Source organism: Streptomyces caelestis (assembly GCF_014205255.1).
Taxonomy (GTDB): Bacteria; Actinomycetota; Actinomycetes; order Streptomycetales; family Streptomycetaceae; genus Streptomyces; species Streptomyces caelestis.
In genome coordinates this window covers 7,599,281-7,615,656 of record NZ_JACHNE010000001.1, presented here as the reverse complement: position 1 = coordinate 7,615,656, position 16,376 = coordinate 7,599,281, and the positions used below count along the sequence as shown (strand labels likewise).

Genomic DNA, 16,376 nt, shown 5'->3' with positions numbered 1-16,376 from the left:
CGCAGCGCCTCGGCCGGCCCTTGAGTGCTCAAGGCGATCCTTCACGCCACCATGGTCGGGACCGATTGAGTCGTCGGTCGATTTCTTGAGGGGCTGAGGGCGCGTATGGACATTCGGCAGCTGGAGTACTTCCTCGCGATTGTTGATCGTGGGGGATTCAACCGCGCGGCCTCGGCTCTGTACGTGTCGCAGCCGTCGCTGTCGCAGACCGTGCGGGCACTGGAGCGTGATCTCGGCTCCGAGCTGTTCCATCGCATCGGGCGCAGGGCAGTCCTGACGGAGGCCGGAAGGGGACAGTCCGCCGGGTTGTTGTCGCGGCGGTGTTGCTCCAGGGAGGGGACGAGCGGTGCAGACGGCGTTTGATGCTGATGCGGTGACCGGGCAGGCCTCAGTCGGCCGCCGGGACGACCCTCAGATGGGAGGCGGTACGGCGCGTCCGGCGGTCCCGGGACGCGGTGCGGCGGACCTCGCGCAGCACGAACGTGAGCCGGGTGAAGCCCAGTTCCTCCAGCGTCCTGGACGTCTCGGCGACGACCCGGCAGTCGGTGGCGCCCCAGCGCGGATCCGGGTGCAGCAGCGGCCGTACGGCACCGTCCTGCTCGACGGCGCTCTCGCCGACCGAGCGGATCCAGTGCGGCAGGCCGTGCCGGTAGGCCGCCTCCATGATGGGGTCCTGGGCGATGTCGCGGCGGATGGCCTGGAGGCCGTGGTCGGGGCCGTGGCTCTCCACGGTCCGCGCGAAGTGCGCGAGCATCGGCAGGCACCAGCTGGATTCGTGCTCGCCGAGCAGTGTGGGAGCGTCGGGGTGGAACAGCACGAACCTGAGGAAGTTGTCGCTCGGCATGGCCGACGGGTGCGGACCGACGCCCCCGAAAAGTGACCGGAACGCGCTGTTGGTCAGCATCACGTCCCAGCAGTGGTCGACGACGAGCGAGGGGAAGGAGACGGCCTCCAGGAGCCCGGCGTAGTCCTCCAGGTAGGCCTGGACATCGGGAGTCTCGGGGACGGGCCGCGGTGCCGGCCGCTGCCCTCCTGCCTGGTATGCCATCGGGAGGTCACCCCTCTTGCCTGTGCGGCCTTGACGCGGCGCCCCGATCCTGCTGCCCCGAGCTGAGGCGTGTCAACTATCGTGGCATTCCGTGCCTGTTGACGGCTGAAATTGGCCACAGTTGTGGCGAGACCTGGATGTGAGTTCGAACCACCGGCTACGCTCCGGGAAGTTCACGCCGGGGTAGGTCACGGCATCCGCTTGTGAGAAGCCTGTGAGAGACGTAGGAGATCTGTCGGTGACGGGTGGCTTCGTCGAAGGTCCGGGCGCCACGCCGACGGCTGTGCTGGCGGCCGTCATCTCCCGTGTCACCGCGCTCGCCGACCGGCTCGGCGTGCCGCACGCCGAGGTCTTCGACATCGGCCGGCTGTCCGTCGCCTCCGGGGTCCCGGAGCCCGTGGTCAAGGCCCTGCTCAGCGGCCGGCCGGCGGGCGAGCCCGATGTGCAGGCCCGGTTCCTCCAGCGTCTGGACCTGCTGCGCCGGACCCGGCTCAAGCCCAACGGCCGCAAGTACACCCAACAGGAGATCGCCGACGGCGCGGGCATGTCCCGGCAGCAGGCCGGCGCCCTCATCAACGGCGACCGGCGGCCGACCATGGAGCACTGCGACGCCCTCCAGCGGTTCTTCCGGGTGCATGCCGGTTTCCTCACGGCCGAGGACCCCGAGGCACTGGTGAGCGCCCTCCAGCACACCGAGCAGGAGCTGCTCCAGAAGCTCGCCGGCCGTGAGCGGGAGGCCGCCGCGGCGGCCGACGATCCGCTGGAGCGGCTGTTGCAGGACCACGGCGTGCGCGGCATCGCCTGGCGGGCCGCGCAGCTGCCCACCGACCAGCACCGCGACAAGGTGGCGGAGTGGCTGGACATGCTCCTGGAGAGCGTCAAGCGGCCCGAGTCGTGACCGTGGGGAGAACTGTGGGCATCGGTAAGGAAATGCGCCGCCTGTGCGGCGAACTGGTCGCGGAGCTGACCCTCCCCGCGCCGGCGCGGCCCGACGAGCTGTACGCCGCGCTGTGCGACGCCATGAGCAGACGCCGGGGCCGCCCCGTCCACTTCCGTACGGCCGCCTTCCCGCCCGGGACGGCGAGCGGGCTGTGGCTCGACATGGCCGAGCAGGACCTCGTCGTGATCGAGGAACGCACGGCTCCCGACCACCAGTTGGTGATCCTGGGACACGAGCTGTGGCACATGAAGGCGGGGCACTGCTCCCACCACGTCGAGGGCGCCGCCGTCGCGGCCCGGCTGCTCCACGACGACGCCGACCTCCAGGCGACGGTTCATCAAGTCGCCGCGCGCACCCGCTTCGACCTCGACGACGAGAAGGAGGCCGAGAGCTTCGGCCTGCTGCTGGCCAGCAAGTGCCGGGCGTGGCTGGCGGGTTCGTCGTCGCGAGGGCCGGTGCAGCGGGACCATCTGGCCGGGCGGATCGAGGCGTCGCTGGGGTATCCGGGGCCGCAGGGCTGACGGGCGGCGCCCGGGGCCGAGGCGGGGTTTCGCCTGCGCCGAGCGGGCGAACCGACGGGCCGCGGGGCCGGATTGTCAGTGGTGGGCGGCAAGCTGGAGGTGCGCCCCTTGTGTGCGGGGCGTGACCGACGACTCCGACACGGGGAGAGCCGACCGATGCCCACCGCCGTACTGACCGACCGCGAACGCACCGCCGTCCAGGCCTATCTGCGGCTGCTGCACACCGTCCGGGCCGCCTTCGACCTGGAGACGGGCCCGCGCGGCTCCCACCGCCCCCCGGTCGTCCCGCCCGGCGTCCTCGCCGAGGCGGAAGAGGCCCTGGAACGAGCGGGCCTGACCGGCAACGAGGAGGAATTCTTCCGGCTGCTCCAGAACTGGTGCCCGGAGCCGGGGCCCTGAGCCGAGGGCCGGTGACGACCTGAGCGTCGGCCGATGACGAGGGGTCCCAGCGTGCGGCCGCTGACGGAGACGTGGGCCGTTCGGCCGCTGGCGGGACCTGGGCCAGCGACCGGATGGGGCCCCAGCCGACGGCCGATGGCTGGGATCCGAACCGACAGCGGGCGCCGGGGGCTGAGCCGACAACCGGAGGGGCGGCCGGGCGCCGAACCGACGGCGGGCCGGGGCGCCCCGAGTCCAGGTCCGCGGGCCCGCCCCGCCGCTCGGCGGACTCAGTCGTGCGGTACTGCGACCGCCGTCGCGACCAGGCCCCGGTCGGCGGCCCAGTGGCCGTTGAAATGGGCGAGGCGGCGGCCGCCGACCCGTGGGCCGGGGACGAGGAGCGTGGCGCGGAAGGTGCCGCGTGGGCGTTCGCCAGGGCCGCCGGCGGTGATCTCGATGTCGGCCTCCGCGAAGTCCAGCCACTTGCCGGTGAGGGGGAACCACGCCTTGTAGACGGACTCCTTCGCACTGAACAGCAGCCGGTCCCAGTGGACGTCGGGGCGCTGTGCGGCCAGCCGCCGCAGGCGCTCGGCCTCGGCCGGCAGGGCCACGGCGGACAGGACACCCTCGGGCAGCGGCCCGTGGACCTCGGCGTCGATGCCGAGGGAGGCCAGGTCGGTGGCACGGACCAGGGCGGCCGCTCCGTAGCCGTCGCAGTGGGTCATGCTGCCGGCCAGCCCTGCAGGCCATTGCGGCGCGCCGCGTTCCCCGGGCAGGACCGGCTGCGGAGGCACGCCGAGCTTCTCCATGGCACGGCGGGCACAGGAGCGGACGACGGCGAACTCCCGGCGCCGCTTGGCGACCGCCCGTGTCATGAGCGCCGCCTCCTCGGGGTACAGCGGGGCGTCCGCACCCTCGTGGCCGTACGCCTCCACCGTGACGACGGTCTGCGGCAGCAGTTCCCCGATCACCGCTCCTCGCCCTCCCCCGGCAGGATGCGCCGCAGCCGCCCCGGCTCCCCCGCCCGCTTGCGCCACTCGCGGGGGTAGCCCACCGACACCTCCTCGAAACGCACGCCCTCGTGCCAGGTGGTGCGGGGAATGTGCAGATGGCCGTACACCATCGTGTGGACGCGGAACCTGCGGTGCCAGTCGGCGGTCAGATCGGTGCCGCACCACATGGCGAACTCGGGGTGCCACAGCACGTCCATCGGATGCCGGTGCAGCGGGTAGTGGTTGACGGGGATCACGGGCAGGTCATCGGGCAGCTCGGCGAGTCTGCGTTCCGTCTCGGCGACCCGGGCCCGGCACCAGGCCTCCCGGCTCGGGTACGGGTCGGGGTGCAGCAGGTACTCGTCGGTGCACACGACCCCCGTGCCCTGCGCGTACTCCAGGCCTCGCTCCTTGGTCGCGCACCCCGCCGGCAGGAACGAGTAGTCGTACAACAGGAACAGCGGGGCGACGGCCACGGGACCCCCGGGGCCGTCCCAGACGGGGTAGGGGTCCTCCGGTGTCGTCACGCCGAGGTCCCGGCACAGCTCGACCAGGTGGTCGTACCGGGCGACGCCGCGCAGGGTGACCGGGTCGCTCGGATGGGTCCACAGCTCGTGGTTCCCGGGCACCCAGACGACCTTGCGGAAGCGGCCGGCGAGCGTCTTGAGGGTCCAGCGGACGTCGGCCACGGTCTCGGCGACGTCCCCGGCCACGAGCAGCCAGTCCTCGTCCGTCCCGGGCCGCATCCCCTCGACCAGGGCACGGTTCTCCGGATAGCCGATGTGCAGATCGCTGATGGCCAGTAGTTGTGCGGCGCCACCGACCGTCGACGTCACCCCTCGCCCCCCTCCGCGCGCCCGAACGCGAACGTCACCACGAGATCACATCACCGTGCCGGGGGACAAGGGCGGCCGGAGGTCCGTGATCGGAAATCCGTAACCCGCGTGTTGCACGACACGGCCCGCCGAGGCCGTATGATCTGCCCCAACACCACCGCTGAAAAACTCCCTTCGCAGGGGCGGTTTGGTGTCCCTCCATACTTCCTGCCCGGGCACGGGCTGCTGAGCCCTGCCCGCGAACCGTGAAAGGCGGCCTGCATGGTCTCTCGCGTACGCGTCTGGCTCAACCGCACGTACGCGGAGAACGTGTTCTTCATGGATCAGCTGCGGAGAAATCCCAGCGACCGGGCCGTCGAGATCCATGCGACCCACGGTGACCCCGACTCGCCCGTGCTGGCCGCCGCCGACACCGCCGAGCTGGAGCCCGAGAACCTCTCCCCCGCCGGGTACGTCGAGTACGCGCTGGACCAGTGCAGGCGGCGCGGTACCGACGTGTTCGTGCCCCGGCTGCACCAGTCCTCGATCGTGGCGCACCGCGCCGAGTTCGAGGCGGCCGGTACGGCGGTGCTGGCACCGCCGCCCGAGGCGGTGGCCGTCTTCCACGACAAGGTGATCGCCTACGAGGCGGTCCAGGCGATCGGCGTGCCGGTGCCGCCGTGGTGGCGGGTCCGGTCGAGTGAGGAACTCGTCGCCGCTGTCGAGGAGTTGGAGGCCGCCGGGCACAAGGCGTGCTTCAAGCCGGCGTCCGGGGCGGGCGGGGTGGGCTTCCGCGTGATCACGCGCTCGCCCTTCTCGCTCATGCACCTGAGCGGGTTCCCGAGTCCGTACGTGCCGCTGGACCTGGTGCTGGAGGCACTCGAGCGGGCCGAGGAGCCGGTCGACTGGCTGGTGATGCCCCGCCTGGAGCAGCCCGAGGTGTCGGTGGACTGCCTGACCGGTCCGGACAACCGGGTCCGGCTCGCCATCGGCCGCACCAAGAACGGCCGCCGCCGGGGCTTCACGCTGCACGAGCAGTGGCTGGAGCCCGCCCGGCTGATCGCGGAGGGCTTCGGCCTGCACTACCTGTCCAACATCCAGTTCCGCATGTTCGGCGACCGGCCGGTCCTGATGGACGTCAACACCCGCCCGGCGGGCGGCCTGCACCAGCTGTCCCTGTGCGGTGTCAACGCACCCTGGGCCGCCGTCCAGCTGGCGCTCGGCGAGGACCCGGGCGAGGTGGTCCCGCCGTTCCTGGGCCAGGACTACACGGTGGTGTCGGGGGCGCGCCCGCTGCGGCCGATGCAGCTGCCGCACCAGCGGCCGGAGGCGACGGAGCAACGGGCGGAGGCGACGGAGCAGCAGCCGCTGCCCGCGATGCCGGCCGAACCCGTCGAGGTGACGGCCCAGCAGGCCACCGTCGAGGCCCTGCCCCTCTAGCCCCCGTGGCCCTGTGACCGCTGTGCCCCCTAGTCCCTGTACCCCCACGCCTGGGCCAGCTCCCTCAGGCGTGGGGGAAGGTCGACGCCCGGGTCGGCGCAGCGGGCCGACTGGATGCGGCCGGACTTGATGGTGCTGGACCAGTCGCCGAGCTGGGGGCGGAAGGTGCCGTGGTCCTTGCTGCCGTAGTCGAGCATGCCGGGCTCCCAGGGGACGCCGAGGTGACCGCAGACGCCCCGGGTGACCTTCTCCGGCTCGGCGGTGAGCTCCTCGTAGGTGATCACATGGGGGTCGAGGTTCAGGCGGGCCTCCTCCAGCTTCTCGCTGTAGTCGAGGACCTCGGCGCGGACGGCTTCGTGATCGGGGTCGGCGCGGCGGTCGGTGAGGGACGTGACGACCGCGCCGGGGTGGCGCAGCAGCAGGATGTAGCGGGCGTTCGGCCAACATCGGCGCAGGCGGGGCCAGACGAGGGTGTTCGGCGGGGTCTTGTCGACGATGACGTCCTTGCCGCTGCGGGTGAGCTCCAGGTGCAGCACCCGGTCCCACAGCACGTGTTCGAGCTCGTCCTTGTCCAGGTGGAGCGCCCGCATGGCGTCCGCGGTGAAGTCGCGCGACAGGTTGACGTGCACCGTGCGCAGGTGCATCTCGTGCGGGGCGCGGATGCGGCTGTGGCTGTTGAGCAGGACGCGCAGCAGCGTCGAACCGGAGCGCACCGACGACAGTACGAAGACCGGCGAGTCCACCAGCCGAGGGGCGAGGGGGGCGGTGTAGGTGTCGGCCGCCGGGCGGGGGGCGGGGATGGCGTCGAGGTTCCGGCGCGGTGGACTGACCGCCTGCATCACCAGCCTTCCGCGACGCTTCAGGCCCTTGCCGATCGCAGCCATACGCGGGTCTCGCACAGTGACACCTTTCGTTCGCGTTGTGCATTCCGCATCCCAGGGGGACCGGGCGAACTTCAGGTGTCCGGAAGGGGAACCGGCGTGCTCACGGGCGTCCACATACCGCCCGTGAGCAGGCCTTTTACTCGTTTCTTAAACTTTCGTCAGAACCGGCCGGCTCCGCGGTACAGCTCCAGTTCCGCTTCCAGTTCGACGGCCAGCACCGTGGCGTGCGGGTCGAGGTCCGGCGCGGCGGGAGGCTCGATCCACAGGACGCCCGGTGTCTCGTGGAGGCCGCCGGTGACGCGGTGGGCCAGTTCCGTGCCGCTGCCGAGCACCGAGACCCCGCGGACCTGTCCGAGGAGGCCGCGCACGTTGATCTCGGCGCGTGGGGCGTCGAAGAGGACCAGATAGAGGGTGCGGCGGTCCTTGGAGAGGGTGCTCGGGCCGTAGTGGTGGCCCGGCGGCAGCCCTCGTCCGGTGCCGTACACCGCGTCCGCGTGCTTGGCGATCCAGTCGCCGAGCCCTTCCAGCCGCTCCGCCTGCTCGGCCGGGATCGTGCCGTCCTCCCGCGGGCCGACGCCGAGCAGCAGGTTGCCTCCGCCGCCGATGGTCTCGGTGAAGTAGCGGATCAGCTGGTCGACCGACTTGTGGTTGTGGTCGTGGTGCTGGTGACCCCAGGAGTCGTTGACCGTCAGGCACAGCTCCCAGGGGCCCTCGGGCGGGACGACCGGGGCGCCCTGTTCCGGCGTCGCGTAGTCGCCCTCGCTGAGCATGCGGGCGTTGAAGACGACGTCCGGTACCTCGGAGCGGATGAGGGCTGCCAGTTCCGGGATGCGCCACTGCTCCTCGCTGCGGTCCCACTCGCCGTCGAACCACAGCAGGTCCGGCTGGTAGCGGGCGGTCAGTTCGCGGAGCTGACCGTCCCGGTAGGCGAGGAACCTCTCCCAGGCCGCCAGGTCCTCGGCCTCGGCGGCGACCTCCGAGTAGCGGTTGTCCTCCAGCTCCGGCGGGCGGCCCGGCTTGCGGGTGGAGGCGTAGTCGGGGTGGCTCCAGTCCGAGTGCGAGTAGTAGAGCCCGACCTTGAGGCCCTGCTCGCGCAGGGCGTCGGCATAGCCGGCGATCAGGTCGCGGCCCACGTTCAGGTCGCCGTAGGCCGTGTCCCACAGGGCGACGCCGTCGTGGTGGCGGCTGGTCAGCACGGCGTACCTCGCACCGGCCCGTGCGAAGAGCTTCGCCCAGTCGCGCGGGTCGTAGCGGGAGGCCGTGAAGCGGTCGAGCTGGGACATGTACTGGTCGTAGGGGACGATGTCGTCGTAGAACGACCAGGACTCCTGGACGCCGTCGACGGCGTAGACGCCCCAGTGGATGAAGATCCCCAGCTTGGCGTCGGTGAACCAGGGTCGCATGGCCATGGGTCAGCCCCTGCGCAGGCGCAGTGTCAGGATCTGGAAGGGGCGCAGTGCGACGGGGACACCACCGTCGCCGTCCACGCGTGCCTCCTCCAGGGGGCGCTCCAGCAGGTCGGTGATCTGCGCGCCGGCGAGCGGGAAGCCGGTGCGCAAAACGCCCTGGGCCCGGCCGCCCCGGGACTCGTAGAGCCGTACGACGACGTCGCCGGAGGCGTCGTCGGCGAGCTTGACCGCCTCCACGGTCACGCCCTCGCCCTCGGCGGAGACGACCGGTGCGGGGGCGCCGGCCGCGTCGGCCACCCGGAGCGGGAGGTTGAGGGCGTAGCCCTCGGCGACGGCGTCCCCGATCGTCGCGCCGGGCAGCAGCGCGTAGGTGAAGCGGTGGCGCCCCTGGTCGGCCTCGGGGTCCGGGATGCGCGGGGCGCGGACCAGGCTGAGGCGGACGGTGGTCGTGGTGCCGCCGTCCTCGCGCACCGTGCGGGAGACGTCGTGACCGTAGGTCGAGTCGTTGATGATCGCGACGCCGTAGCCGGGTTCGCCGATGTGCACCCAGCGGTGGCCGGAGACCTCGAAGCGGGCCGCCTCCCAGCTGGTGTTGGTGTGCGTGGGCCGCTGGATGTGCCCGAACTGGATCTCGGCGGAGGAGTGCGGGGCGCGGATGTCGACCGGGAAGGCCGCCTTGAGGATCTTCTCGGTCTCGTGCCAGTCGATGTCCGTCTCGATGTCGATCCGGGGGCTGCCGGCGCGGACGGTGATCGTCTGCGTGATCGTCGAGCCCTTGCCGAAGGACCGCTCGACGCGGATGGCGCCGACCAGCGGGTCCTGCTCGACGACCGCAACGGACGAGGCGTCGAGGAGGTCCGTGTAGCGGTTCTTGTAGTGCTTGTCGATGTCCCAGGCGTCCCAGTAGTTGGGCAGGTCGGTGTGCAGGCGGAGCAGATTGCCCTGGTCGGCCAGGACCTCGCGGTTCGCGCGCAGATCACGGACCGACGACAGGGTGCCGTCCTCGGCCACCTCCACCCGGACCAGCCCGTTGTCGAGCACCCGGCCGCTCACCGTCACCGGCTGCGGGGGCTCGGCGGCGGTGAGGGGCGCGGAACCGCTCGCGGGCACCTCCACGTACACCGGTGCGCCGTCGGCGGTGCGGACCACCTCGGCGCGGTCGTAGGGGCTGGTGTTGAAGACGCGCGTCCCGCCGTCGCCGAGCGCGGCCACCGCCTCGGCCGTCAGCGCCTGGAGCTCACGGGCCACGCGGGCGTACTCGGCCTCGGCCTCGCGGTGCACCCAGGCGATGGACGAGCCGGGCAGGATGTCGTGGAACTGGTGCAGCAGCACCGTCTTCCAGAGCCGGTCCAGCTGCTCGTGCGGGTACGTGTAGCCCGGCGCGTGCAGCGCGGCCGTGGTCGCCCACAGCTCCGCCTCGCGCAGGAGGTGCTCGGAGCGGCGGTTGCCCTGCTTGGTGCGGGCCTGGGAGGTGTAGGTGGCGCGGTGCAGCTCCAGGTAGAGCTCGCCGACCCAGACGGGCGCGTCCGGGTACTCCTCGCGGGCCTTGGCGAAGAACGCGTCGGGGTGTTCGACGACGACCTTCGCGGAGCCCTCCAGGTCCGCCAGCCGGCGGGCGCGCTCCATGATCTCGCGGGTGGGGCCGCCACCGCCGTCGCCCCAGCCGAAGGGCGCCAGGGAGCGGCTGGCGCCGCCCTTCTCCTGGTAGTTGCGGACCGCGCGGGACATCTCCTCGCCGCTGAAGCGGGCGTTGTAGGTGTCGACCGGCGGGAAGTGGGTGAAGATCCGGGTGCCGTCGATGCCCTCCCACCAGAAGGTGTGGTGGGGGAACCTGTTGGTCTGGTTCCAGGAGATCTTCTGGGTGAGGAACCACTCGTTGCCGGCGAGCTTGGCGATCTGCGGGTAGGCCGCGTTGTAGCCGAAGGAGTCCGGCAGCCACACACCCTTGGTCTCGATGCCGAAGTGCTCGATGAAGAACCGCTTGCCGTGGATGAACTGGCGGGCGACGGCCTCGCCACCGGGCAGGTTGCCGTCGGACTCGACCCACATGCCGCCGACCGGCGCCCACTGGCCCTTCTTGACCGACTCCTGGATGCGGGCCCACACCTTGGGGTAGTTGTCGCGCACCCATTCGTACTGCTGGGCCTGGGAGCAGGCGAAGATGAAGTCGTCGTACTCGTCGGCCAGGGACGTGACGTTGGAGAACGTGCGGGACGTCTTGCGCTTGGTCTCGCGGATCGGCCAGAGCCAGGCCGAGTCGATGTGGGCGTGGCCGACGCCGGAGACGGTGTGCGCGCTGGCGTGCGCGGGCTTGGACAGCACCGGCTTCAGCGCTTCGCGGACGGCGGGCGCGGAGCCGGAGACGTCGTCCAGGTCGAGCAGGTCCATCGCCCGGTCGAGCGCGTGCGCGATCTCGTGCCGGCGCGGGTCGTGCTCACCGAGCTCCAGCATCAGCTCGCGCAGCACCTGGACGTCGAGGTCGAGGTGCCAGACCTCCTCGTCGAGGACGGCGATGTCGGCGGCGCGGAAGGTGTAGAGCGGCTTGTCCCCGGCGGTGAGGATGTCGCCGAGCGGGGTGGTCTTCGAGAAGTTGTCGGCGAGGATGTCCGGGTTGGAGGCGGCCTCGACCAGGTACTCCACCGTCTCGCCGCCCGTCGCCGGGTTGGCGATCGCCACGTACTGGTTGAGCGGGTTGACGGCCTTCAGCGGGGTGCCGTCCGTGAGGTGGACGAGGGCCTCGGCCTGGTTGCCGGGCCAGTCGCCCACGAATCCGAGGTCGATCACGGCCTCGACGCGGCGGCCCGCCCACGCCTCGGGCACCTGTCCGCGCATGCGGAACCAGGTGGTTCCCCAGGGCGGCCCCCAGGGGGTGCCCATCGCGAAGGGCGCGTACGAGGCGGCGGCGGCCTCCTCGAACGGGACCGGCTCCCCGGGAGCCTGCCAGGCCTCTACCTCGAAGGGGACGGTGGCCGCGTAGATCGCCGATTTGATGCGCTGGTCGTGAAGGCGCTGCACGCGCTCCTCGATGCGGCGGCTTTCGTCGTGCATGAGATGTCTCCAGGAAGCGGGAAGAGCGAGCAGGCGGGAAGCGGTGGGGGAAAGCGCTTACCGAGCGGCGTTCACCTAAGGTACGCCAGCCCGGGGTGGACCTCGGTGTAGCCCTCGACCAGCCTGCGGGCCACATTGACGGAGTCGACGAGCGGGTGCAGCGCGAAGGCCTTCACGGCACTCGCGCGGGAGCCCGAGTCGGCCGCGGCCAGCACCTCGCGCTCGACCGCCTTGACCGCGCAGACCAGACCGGTGGCGTGGTCGGGCAGCGGGTCGACGGTGACGGGGTGGGCGCCGTTGGCGTCGACGAGGCAGGGGACCTCGATGACGGCGTCCGTGTCCAGGACCGACAGGGTGCGCTGGTTGCGGACGTTGAGGATCAGGGTCGTGCGCTCGTCCCGGGCGATCGCCCGCATCAGCGCGAGGGCCACCTTCTCGTAGCCGCCGGACAGGTCGTCCTCGTCGCGTTCGCCGGCGCCGGCGGTCTCGCGGTTCTCGGCCATGTAGGTGGCCTCGCGCTCGGCGCGGGTCCGGTCCCAGACCTTCCACGCGGGGGCGTCGGGGTTGCGCATCTCGGCGTAGAAGCGGGCCTGCTGGTCGTGCAGGAAGGCGCCGCGGGTCTTCTCGGCCTGCTGGTAGGCGCGTACGGCTTCCCGGTTGAAGTAGTAGTAGTGCAGGTATTCGTTGGGGATCGCGCCCAGGGACCGGAGCCAGTCGACGCCGAAGAGCTTGCCCTCCTCGAAGGAGCCGAGCAGGTCGGGGTCGGCGAGCAGGCGCGGGAGCTCGTCGCGGCCGGCGACCCGCAGGCCGCGCACCCAGCCGAGGTGGTTGAGGCCGACGTAGTCGATCCAGGCCTCCTTGGGGTTCGCGCCGAGCACCCGGGCGATGCGGCGGCCGAGGCCGACCGGGGAGTCGCAGATGCCGATGACGCGGTCGCCGAGGTGGCGGGACATGGCCTCGGTGACCAGACCGGCGGGGTTGGTGAAGTTGATGACCCAGGCGTCCGGCGCCAGGCGGGCGACCCGCCGGGCGATGTCGACGGCGACCGGGACGGTGCGCAGCCCGTAGGCGATGCCGCCCGCGCCGACCGTCTCCTGGCCGAGGACGCCCTCGGCCAGGGCCACGCGCTCGTCGTTCGCGCGGCCCTCCAGGCCGCCGACGCGGATCGCGGAGAACACGAAGTCGGCGCCGCGCAGGGCCTCGTCCAGATCGGTGGTGGCGGTCACCTCGGGCGCGTCGGGGACGCCGGCCGCCTGCTCGGCGAGGACGCGCGTCACCGCGGACAGTCTCGCGGGATCCAGATCGTGCAGGACGACGTGCGTCACCCGGCCCTCGGCGTGGTCCTGGAGGAGCGCCCCGTACACCAGCGGTACGCGGAATCCTCCGCCGCCCAGAATCGTCAGCTTCACCGAGTTCCTCCGATTCGGCAGGCTGCGTGCAGCACGTTGCGAGAACCAAGCACGGGCCACCTCCTTGAACTTGCTTCAAGACCCCGGGCTGGTTCCAACCCGGCTGGTGCTGAGGGTGTAAGACCTTGCTGTTCGCTGAACGGTGGGGCGGCCCGAGCCAGGAATCCCCCCGCCTCGGCTGGGGGAGGGTTCAAGTCTGCACCCTTCCCGTCACGATGATTTCGACGCGGGCCTCCTGCAACGAGGCCCGCGTCGCCGTGTCGACCGGCTCGTTCGTCACCACCACGTCCAGGTCCTCGGGACCGCAGACCTGCGCCATCCCGTGCCCCGGGAACTTCGCCGCGTCGGCGAGCAGCACGACCTTCTCGCCGGCCTTGATCATGGCGCGCTTGACCGGCACCTCCACGACCGTCGTGTCCATGACCTGCCCGCCGGGGCGCACCCCGCTGGTGCCGAGGAAGAGCCAGTCGGCGTGCAGCTGGCGCAGGTTGTCCTCAGTGAGGAAGCCGACCAGGGAGCGGTACTCGCGGCGGACCATGCCGCCGAGCAGGACCAGCTCGATGCCCTCGTCGTCGATGAGCTCCTCGTAGACCACCAGGTTGCTGGTGATCACGGTGAGCCGCCGGCCGTGCAGCTGCCGGGCCAGGCGGTAGGCCGTGGTCCCGATGTCCAGCAGCACCGACTGGCCGTCCCTCACCATCGCCGCCGCGCGCTCGGCTATGGCGTCCTTCTCGGCCACGCGCACCTCGGCGACCTCGGCGAAGGGCTGGTCGCCCTCCTCGACCACGGCGCCGCCGTGGACGCGCGTGAGCAGCCCGTCTTCTTCCAGTTTGACCAGGTCACGCCTGATTGTGGCGGGACTCACCCCGAGCTGTTCGGAGAGGTCGGTCACAGCTGCGGGCCCGCCCGAGCGCAGGGCCCGCAGGATGAGTTGGTGTCGTCGTTCTGCCAGCACCCGGTGCACATTACTCGTCATCTCCAATCATCGCCATGCTCATTTCTGCGCGGGTATTGACCAATCCTTGCGATCAGCGCACGATTCCGCTCACGGAAATGAAGAGTTTTGACGATCTCCGTCGAAGCTTCGAGCGAGAGGACGCCTCCGTGGACGACGACCGGCCCGATGTGCTGCTGACCGGGCTGCTCTTCTACGACCTCGTCCTCACCGGGCTCGGGAAGCCGCCCGCCCCGGGCGAGGAGATCTGGACGACGGGCATGGGCTGCGGCCCGGGCGGCATCGCCAACCTGGCGGTGGCCGCCGCCCGCTTCGGCCTCAGGACGTCCCTGGCCACGGTGTTCGGTGACGACTTCTACGGCGAGTACTGCCGGGAGGTCCTGCGCGACCAGGAGGGTGTCGACCTCTCGCTCTCCCGTACGGCGGACGACTGGCCGAACCCGGTCACCGTCTCCGTCGCCTACGGCCACGACCGGGCCCTGCTCACCCACGGCCAGGAGCCGCCGTACTCACAGGACGTGCTGATGGGCGATCCGCCCGAGGCGCGTACCGCCCTGGTGCACATCGAGGCCGAGCCGCGCGAGTGGCTCGCCAAGGCCGCCGCGCACGGCACGCAGATCTACGCCGACGTCGGCTGGGACCCCACGCAGGAGTGGTCGACGGCCCTCCTGGACCAATTGGCCCTGTGCCACGCCTTCCTCCCGAACGAGACGGAGGCCATGGCCTACACCCGCACCGACAGCGCGGTGGCCGCGCTCGGCACGCTCTCCGAGCTGGTGCCGGTCGCGGCGGTCACCCGGGGCGGGGGCGGCGCGGTGGCCGTCGACCAGACGACCGGCGAGTACGCCGAGGTGCCCGCCCTCGACGTCGAGGTGCTGGACGCGACGGGTGCCGGGGACGTCTTCGGCGCCGCCTTCGTCACCGCCTCGCTCGGCGGCTGGCCGCTCAAGGAGCGGCTGCGGTTCGCGGTGCTCGCCGCCGGGCTGTCCGTCCGGCACCACGGCGGGGCGCTGGCCGCCCCCGGCTGGTACGGCGTGGACCGCTGGTGGCGCTCCCTGACCGACCCGGAGCTGAAGCGGGCCTACGGCTTCCTGGCGGACCGCCTTCCGGCGAACCCGGGACCGCCCGTGCGGTCCGCACCGGTCACCCCGCCGGCTCCTCACACGCCCGTCGGCCCACGGGCCTCCGAACGGCGGCACTGACCCTCACACCCCTTGCCACGTCGAACAGGAACAACAGGAGTGACCCGTGGACCTTTCTCGTAGAGGCTTCCTCCAGGCCGCCGCGCTCACCGCGGCCGCCTCCGGCCTGACCGTCGCATGCGGCAACGGCTCGGGATCGGCCGGCAGCAAGAACGGCAAGAACCTCACCTTGTGGTACTGGGGAGGCGCGCTCAGCGACAAGGTGGTCGCCGAGGCCAAGACGCACTTCAGCGGCCAGGTCAAGCTGACCGCCGCCTCCATCGGCGGCGACTTCAAGCAGAAGCTCACCACCACCCTCGCGGCGGGCAGCTCCGTGCCCGACATCACCGGCATCAAGGGCGAGGACATGGCGTCCTTCCTGCCCAACGCGAGCCGCTTCCTCGACCTGAACGACCTGGGCTTCAAGGAGATCTCGTCCAAGTACCTGGACTGGAAGACCAAGCTCGCCCGGAGCGAGGACGGCAAGCAGATCGGCTTCCCGATCGACATCGGCCCCACCGCGCTCTTCTACCGCGCGGACCTGTTCGACGAGGCCGGGCTGCCCACCGACCCCGACAAGGTCGCCGCCCAGGCCGGGACCTGGGAGGACTACTTCGCGCTCGGCACCGAGCTGAGGAAGAAGGTGCCCGGTACCTACCTGGTCAACAACATCAGCTCGGTGTTCACCATCGCGGTCGGGCAGGGCACCGAGCGGTTCATCGACAGGAACAACCGCTTCATCGGCGACCAGGACCACATCCGCACTGCCTGGAACACGGCGATCCGCCCCTACACCCTCGGCCTCGACGCCAAGATCAACGACAACACCTGGAACGCCGCCATCGGCAAGAGCCTGACCACCGAACTCGGCGCGGCCTGGCACGCGCTGGACATCGAGCAGGCGGCCCCGGACACCAAGGGCAAGTGGCGGGTCTGCGCGACGCCCGGCGGACCGGCCAACCAGGGCGGCTCCTACCTGGCCCTGCCCAAGCAGTGCCGGAACCCCGAAGAGGCCTTCAAGATCATCAGCTGGATCCTCAGCCCGGAGAACGACGCCCGCGGCTTCGCCGACGCCGCCATCTTCCCCGCCGCGCCGGCGGCGTACTCCATGCCGGCCATGACGGGCGGCGACCCCTTCTTCGGCGGGCAGAAGGTCATCGAGGTCTTCGGCCCGGCCGCCAAGGCCATCCCGGCCAGCTACGAGGCGCCCGCCGACGCCGCCGTCATGGCTCCTTACTTCACCGAGCTGACCAGCATCGAGGCCAAGGGCAAGAAGCCCGAGGACGCCTGGAAGGACGCGGTCGCCCAGGCCAGGCAGATCGCCCGGCGACAGGGGGTGAAGTGAGGTGACGTCCC

At 71.3% G+C, this 16,376-nt stretch carries 14 protein-coding genes and 1 pseudogene; 7 read left to right on the top strand and 8 right to left on the bottom strand.

All coding sequences use genetic code 11. From position 1 onward, the window contains the following. Nucleotides 1-105: 105 nt before the first annotated feature. Nucleotides 106-291 (top strand): annotated as a pseudogene (locus HDA41_RS34560) (LysR family transcriptional regulator); the annotation flags it as partial. Between the two features lie 97 nt (nucleotides 292-388). Here HDA41_RS34560 and HDA41_RS34555 read toward each other — a convergent pair. After that, nucleotides 389-1,048 carry an MmyB family transcriptional regulator gene (locus HDA41_RS34555; protein WP_184991005.1) on the bottom strand — a complete coding sequence of 220 codons (660 nt, stop codon included), beginning with the start codon at nucleotides 1,046-1,048 and terminating at the stop codon, nucleotides 389-391. Nucleotides 1,049-1,286: 238 nt separating this feature from the next. Between HDA41_RS34555 and HDA41_RS34550 the strand changes: the two genes are divergently transcribed. From HDA41_RS34550 to HDA41_RS34540, 3 genes are all read left to right on the top strand, one after another. Further along, nucleotides 1,287-1,946 carry a helix-turn-helix domain-containing protein gene (locus HDA41_RS34550; protein WP_184991003.1) on the top strand — a complete coding sequence of 220 codons (660 nt, stop codon included), beginning with the start codon at nucleotides 1,287-1,289 and terminating at the stop codon, nucleotides 1,944-1,946. Between the two features lie 32 nt (nucleotides 1,947-1,978). Beyond that, a complete protein-coding gene (locus HDA41_RS34545; RefSeq protein ID WP_184993992.1) occupies nucleotides 1,979-2,509 on the top strand; it encodes a toxin-antitoxin system, toxin component in 531 nt (176 codons plus the stop codon). Nucleotides 2,510-2,665: 156 nt separating this feature from the next. Beyond that, nucleotides 2,666-2,908: a hypothetical protein gene (locus HDA41_RS34540; RefSeq protein WP_184991001.1), complete on the top strand. Its 243-nt coding sequence runs from the start codon at nucleotides 2,666-2,668 to the stop codon at nucleotides 2,906-2,908. Nucleotides 2,909-3,177: 269 nt separating this feature from the next. Here the strand turns inward: HDA41_RS34540 and HDA41_RS34535 are convergent, their stop codons facing one another. Then, on the bottom strand, nucleotides 3,178-3,858 hold the full coding sequence (locus HDA41_RS34535) for a 4'-phosphopantetheinyl transferase family protein (RefSeq protein WP_184991000.1): 681 nt from the start codon (nucleotides 3,856-3,858) through the stop codon (nucleotides 3,178-3,180). Then, nucleotides 3,855-4,715 carry a metallophosphoesterase family protein gene (locus HDA41_RS34530; RefSeq protein ID WP_184990998.1) on the bottom strand — a complete coding sequence of 287 codons (861 nt, stop codon included), beginning with the start codon at nucleotides 4,713-4,715 and terminating at the stop codon, nucleotides 3,855-3,857. The genes HDA41_RS34535 and HDA41_RS34530 overlap by 4 nt, the downstream gene beginning before the upstream one ends. A gap of 261 nt (nucleotides 4,716-4,976) precedes the next feature. Between HDA41_RS34530 and HDA41_RS34525 the strand changes: the two genes are divergently transcribed. After that, on the top strand, nucleotides 4,977-6,134 hold the full coding sequence (locus HDA41_RS34525) for an ATP-grasp domain-containing protein (RefSeq protein WP_184990995.1): 1,158 nt from the start codon (nucleotides 4,977-4,979) through the stop codon (nucleotides 6,132-6,134). Nucleotides 6,135-6,163: 29 nt separating this feature from the next. On the opposite strand, the gene HDA41_RS34520 is transcribed toward HDA41_RS34525, so the two are convergent. From HDA41_RS34520 to HDA41_RS34500, 5 genes are all read right to left on the bottom strand, one after another. Then, nucleotides 6,164-7,018: a sulfotransferase family protein gene (locus tag HDA41_RS34520; protein ID WP_184993990.1), complete on the bottom strand. Its 855-nt coding sequence runs from the start codon at nucleotides 7,016-7,018 to the stop codon at nucleotides 6,164-6,166. 158 nt (nucleotides 7,019-7,176) lie between these two features. Next, a complete protein-coding gene (locus HDA41_RS34515; RefSeq protein WP_184990993.1) occupies nucleotides 7,177-8,427 on the bottom strand; it encodes an alpha-L-fucosidase in 1,251 nt (416 codons plus the stop codon). 3 nt (nucleotides 8,428-8,430) lie between these two features. Continuing rightward, on the bottom strand, nucleotides 8,431-11,475 hold the full coding sequence (locus tag HDA41_RS34510; RefSeq protein ID WP_184990991.1) for a glycoside hydrolase family 38 N-terminal domain-containing protein: 3,045 nt from the start codon (nucleotides 11,473-11,475) through the stop codon (nucleotides 8,431-8,433). 71 nt (nucleotides 11,476-11,546) lie between these two features. Further along, entirely contained in the window at nucleotides 11,547-12,884 is a 1,338-nt protein-coding gene (locus HDA41_RS34505) for a 6-phospho-beta-glucosidase (protein ID WP_184990989.1), read from the bottom strand. A 190-nt stretch (nucleotides 12,885-13,074) separates the two neighbouring features. Further along, nucleotides 13,075-13,839: a DeoR/GlpR family DNA-binding transcription regulator gene (locus HDA41_RS34500; RefSeq protein ID WP_184993988.1), complete on the bottom strand. Its 765-nt coding sequence runs from the start codon at nucleotides 13,837-13,839 to the stop codon at nucleotides 13,075-13,077. Nucleotides 13,840-13,988: 149 nt separating this feature from the next. Here HDA41_RS34500 and HDA41_RS34495 point away from each other — a divergent pair, with 149 nt between their 5' ends. After that, a complete protein-coding gene (locus HDA41_RS34495; protein ID WP_184990987.1) occupies nucleotides 13,989-15,041 on the top strand; it encodes a carbohydrate kinase family protein in 1,053 nt (350 codons plus the stop codon). 46 nt (nucleotides 15,042-15,087) lie between these two features. Further along, nucleotides 15,088-16,365, top strand: a complete 1,278-nt coding sequence (locus HDA41_RS34490; RefSeq protein ID WP_184990985.1) for an ABC transporter substrate-binding protein — start codon at nucleotides 15,088-15,090, stop codon at nucleotides 16,363-16,365. The last annotated feature ends 11 nt before the right edge of the window (nucleotides 16,366-16,376 follow it).

Bases quoted from the DNA above. Each gene is read 5' to 3' on its own strand.
- HDA41_RS34555 (WP_184991005.1), bottom strand. From the start codon at position 1,048: ATGGCATACCAGGCAGGAGGGCAGCGGCCGGCACCGCGGCCCGTCCCC.
- HDA41_RS34545 (WP_184993992.1), top strand. From the start codon at position 1,979: ATGCGCCGCCTGTGCGGCGAACTGGTCGCGGAGCTGACCCTCCCCGCG.
- HDA41_RS34540 (WP_184991001.1), top strand. From the start codon at position 2,666: ATGCCCACCGCCGTACTGACCGACCGCGAACGCACCGCCGTCCAGGCC.
- HDA41_RS34525 (WP_184990995.1), top strand. From the start codon at position 4,977: ATGGTCTCTCGCGTACGCGTCTGGCTCAACCGCACGTACGCGGAGAAC.
- HDA41_RS34520 (WP_184993990.1), bottom strand. From the start codon at position 7,018: ATGGCTGCGATCGGCAAGGGCCTGAAGCGTCGCGGAAGGCTGGTGATG.
- HDA41_RS34515 (WP_184990993.1), bottom strand. From the start codon at position 8,427: ATGGCCATGCGACCCTGGTTCACCGACGCCAAGCTGGGGATCTTCATC.
- HDA41_RS34510 (WP_184990991.1), bottom strand. From the start codon at position 11,475: ATGCACGACGAAAGCCGCCGCATCGAGGAGCGCGTGCAGCGCCTTCAC.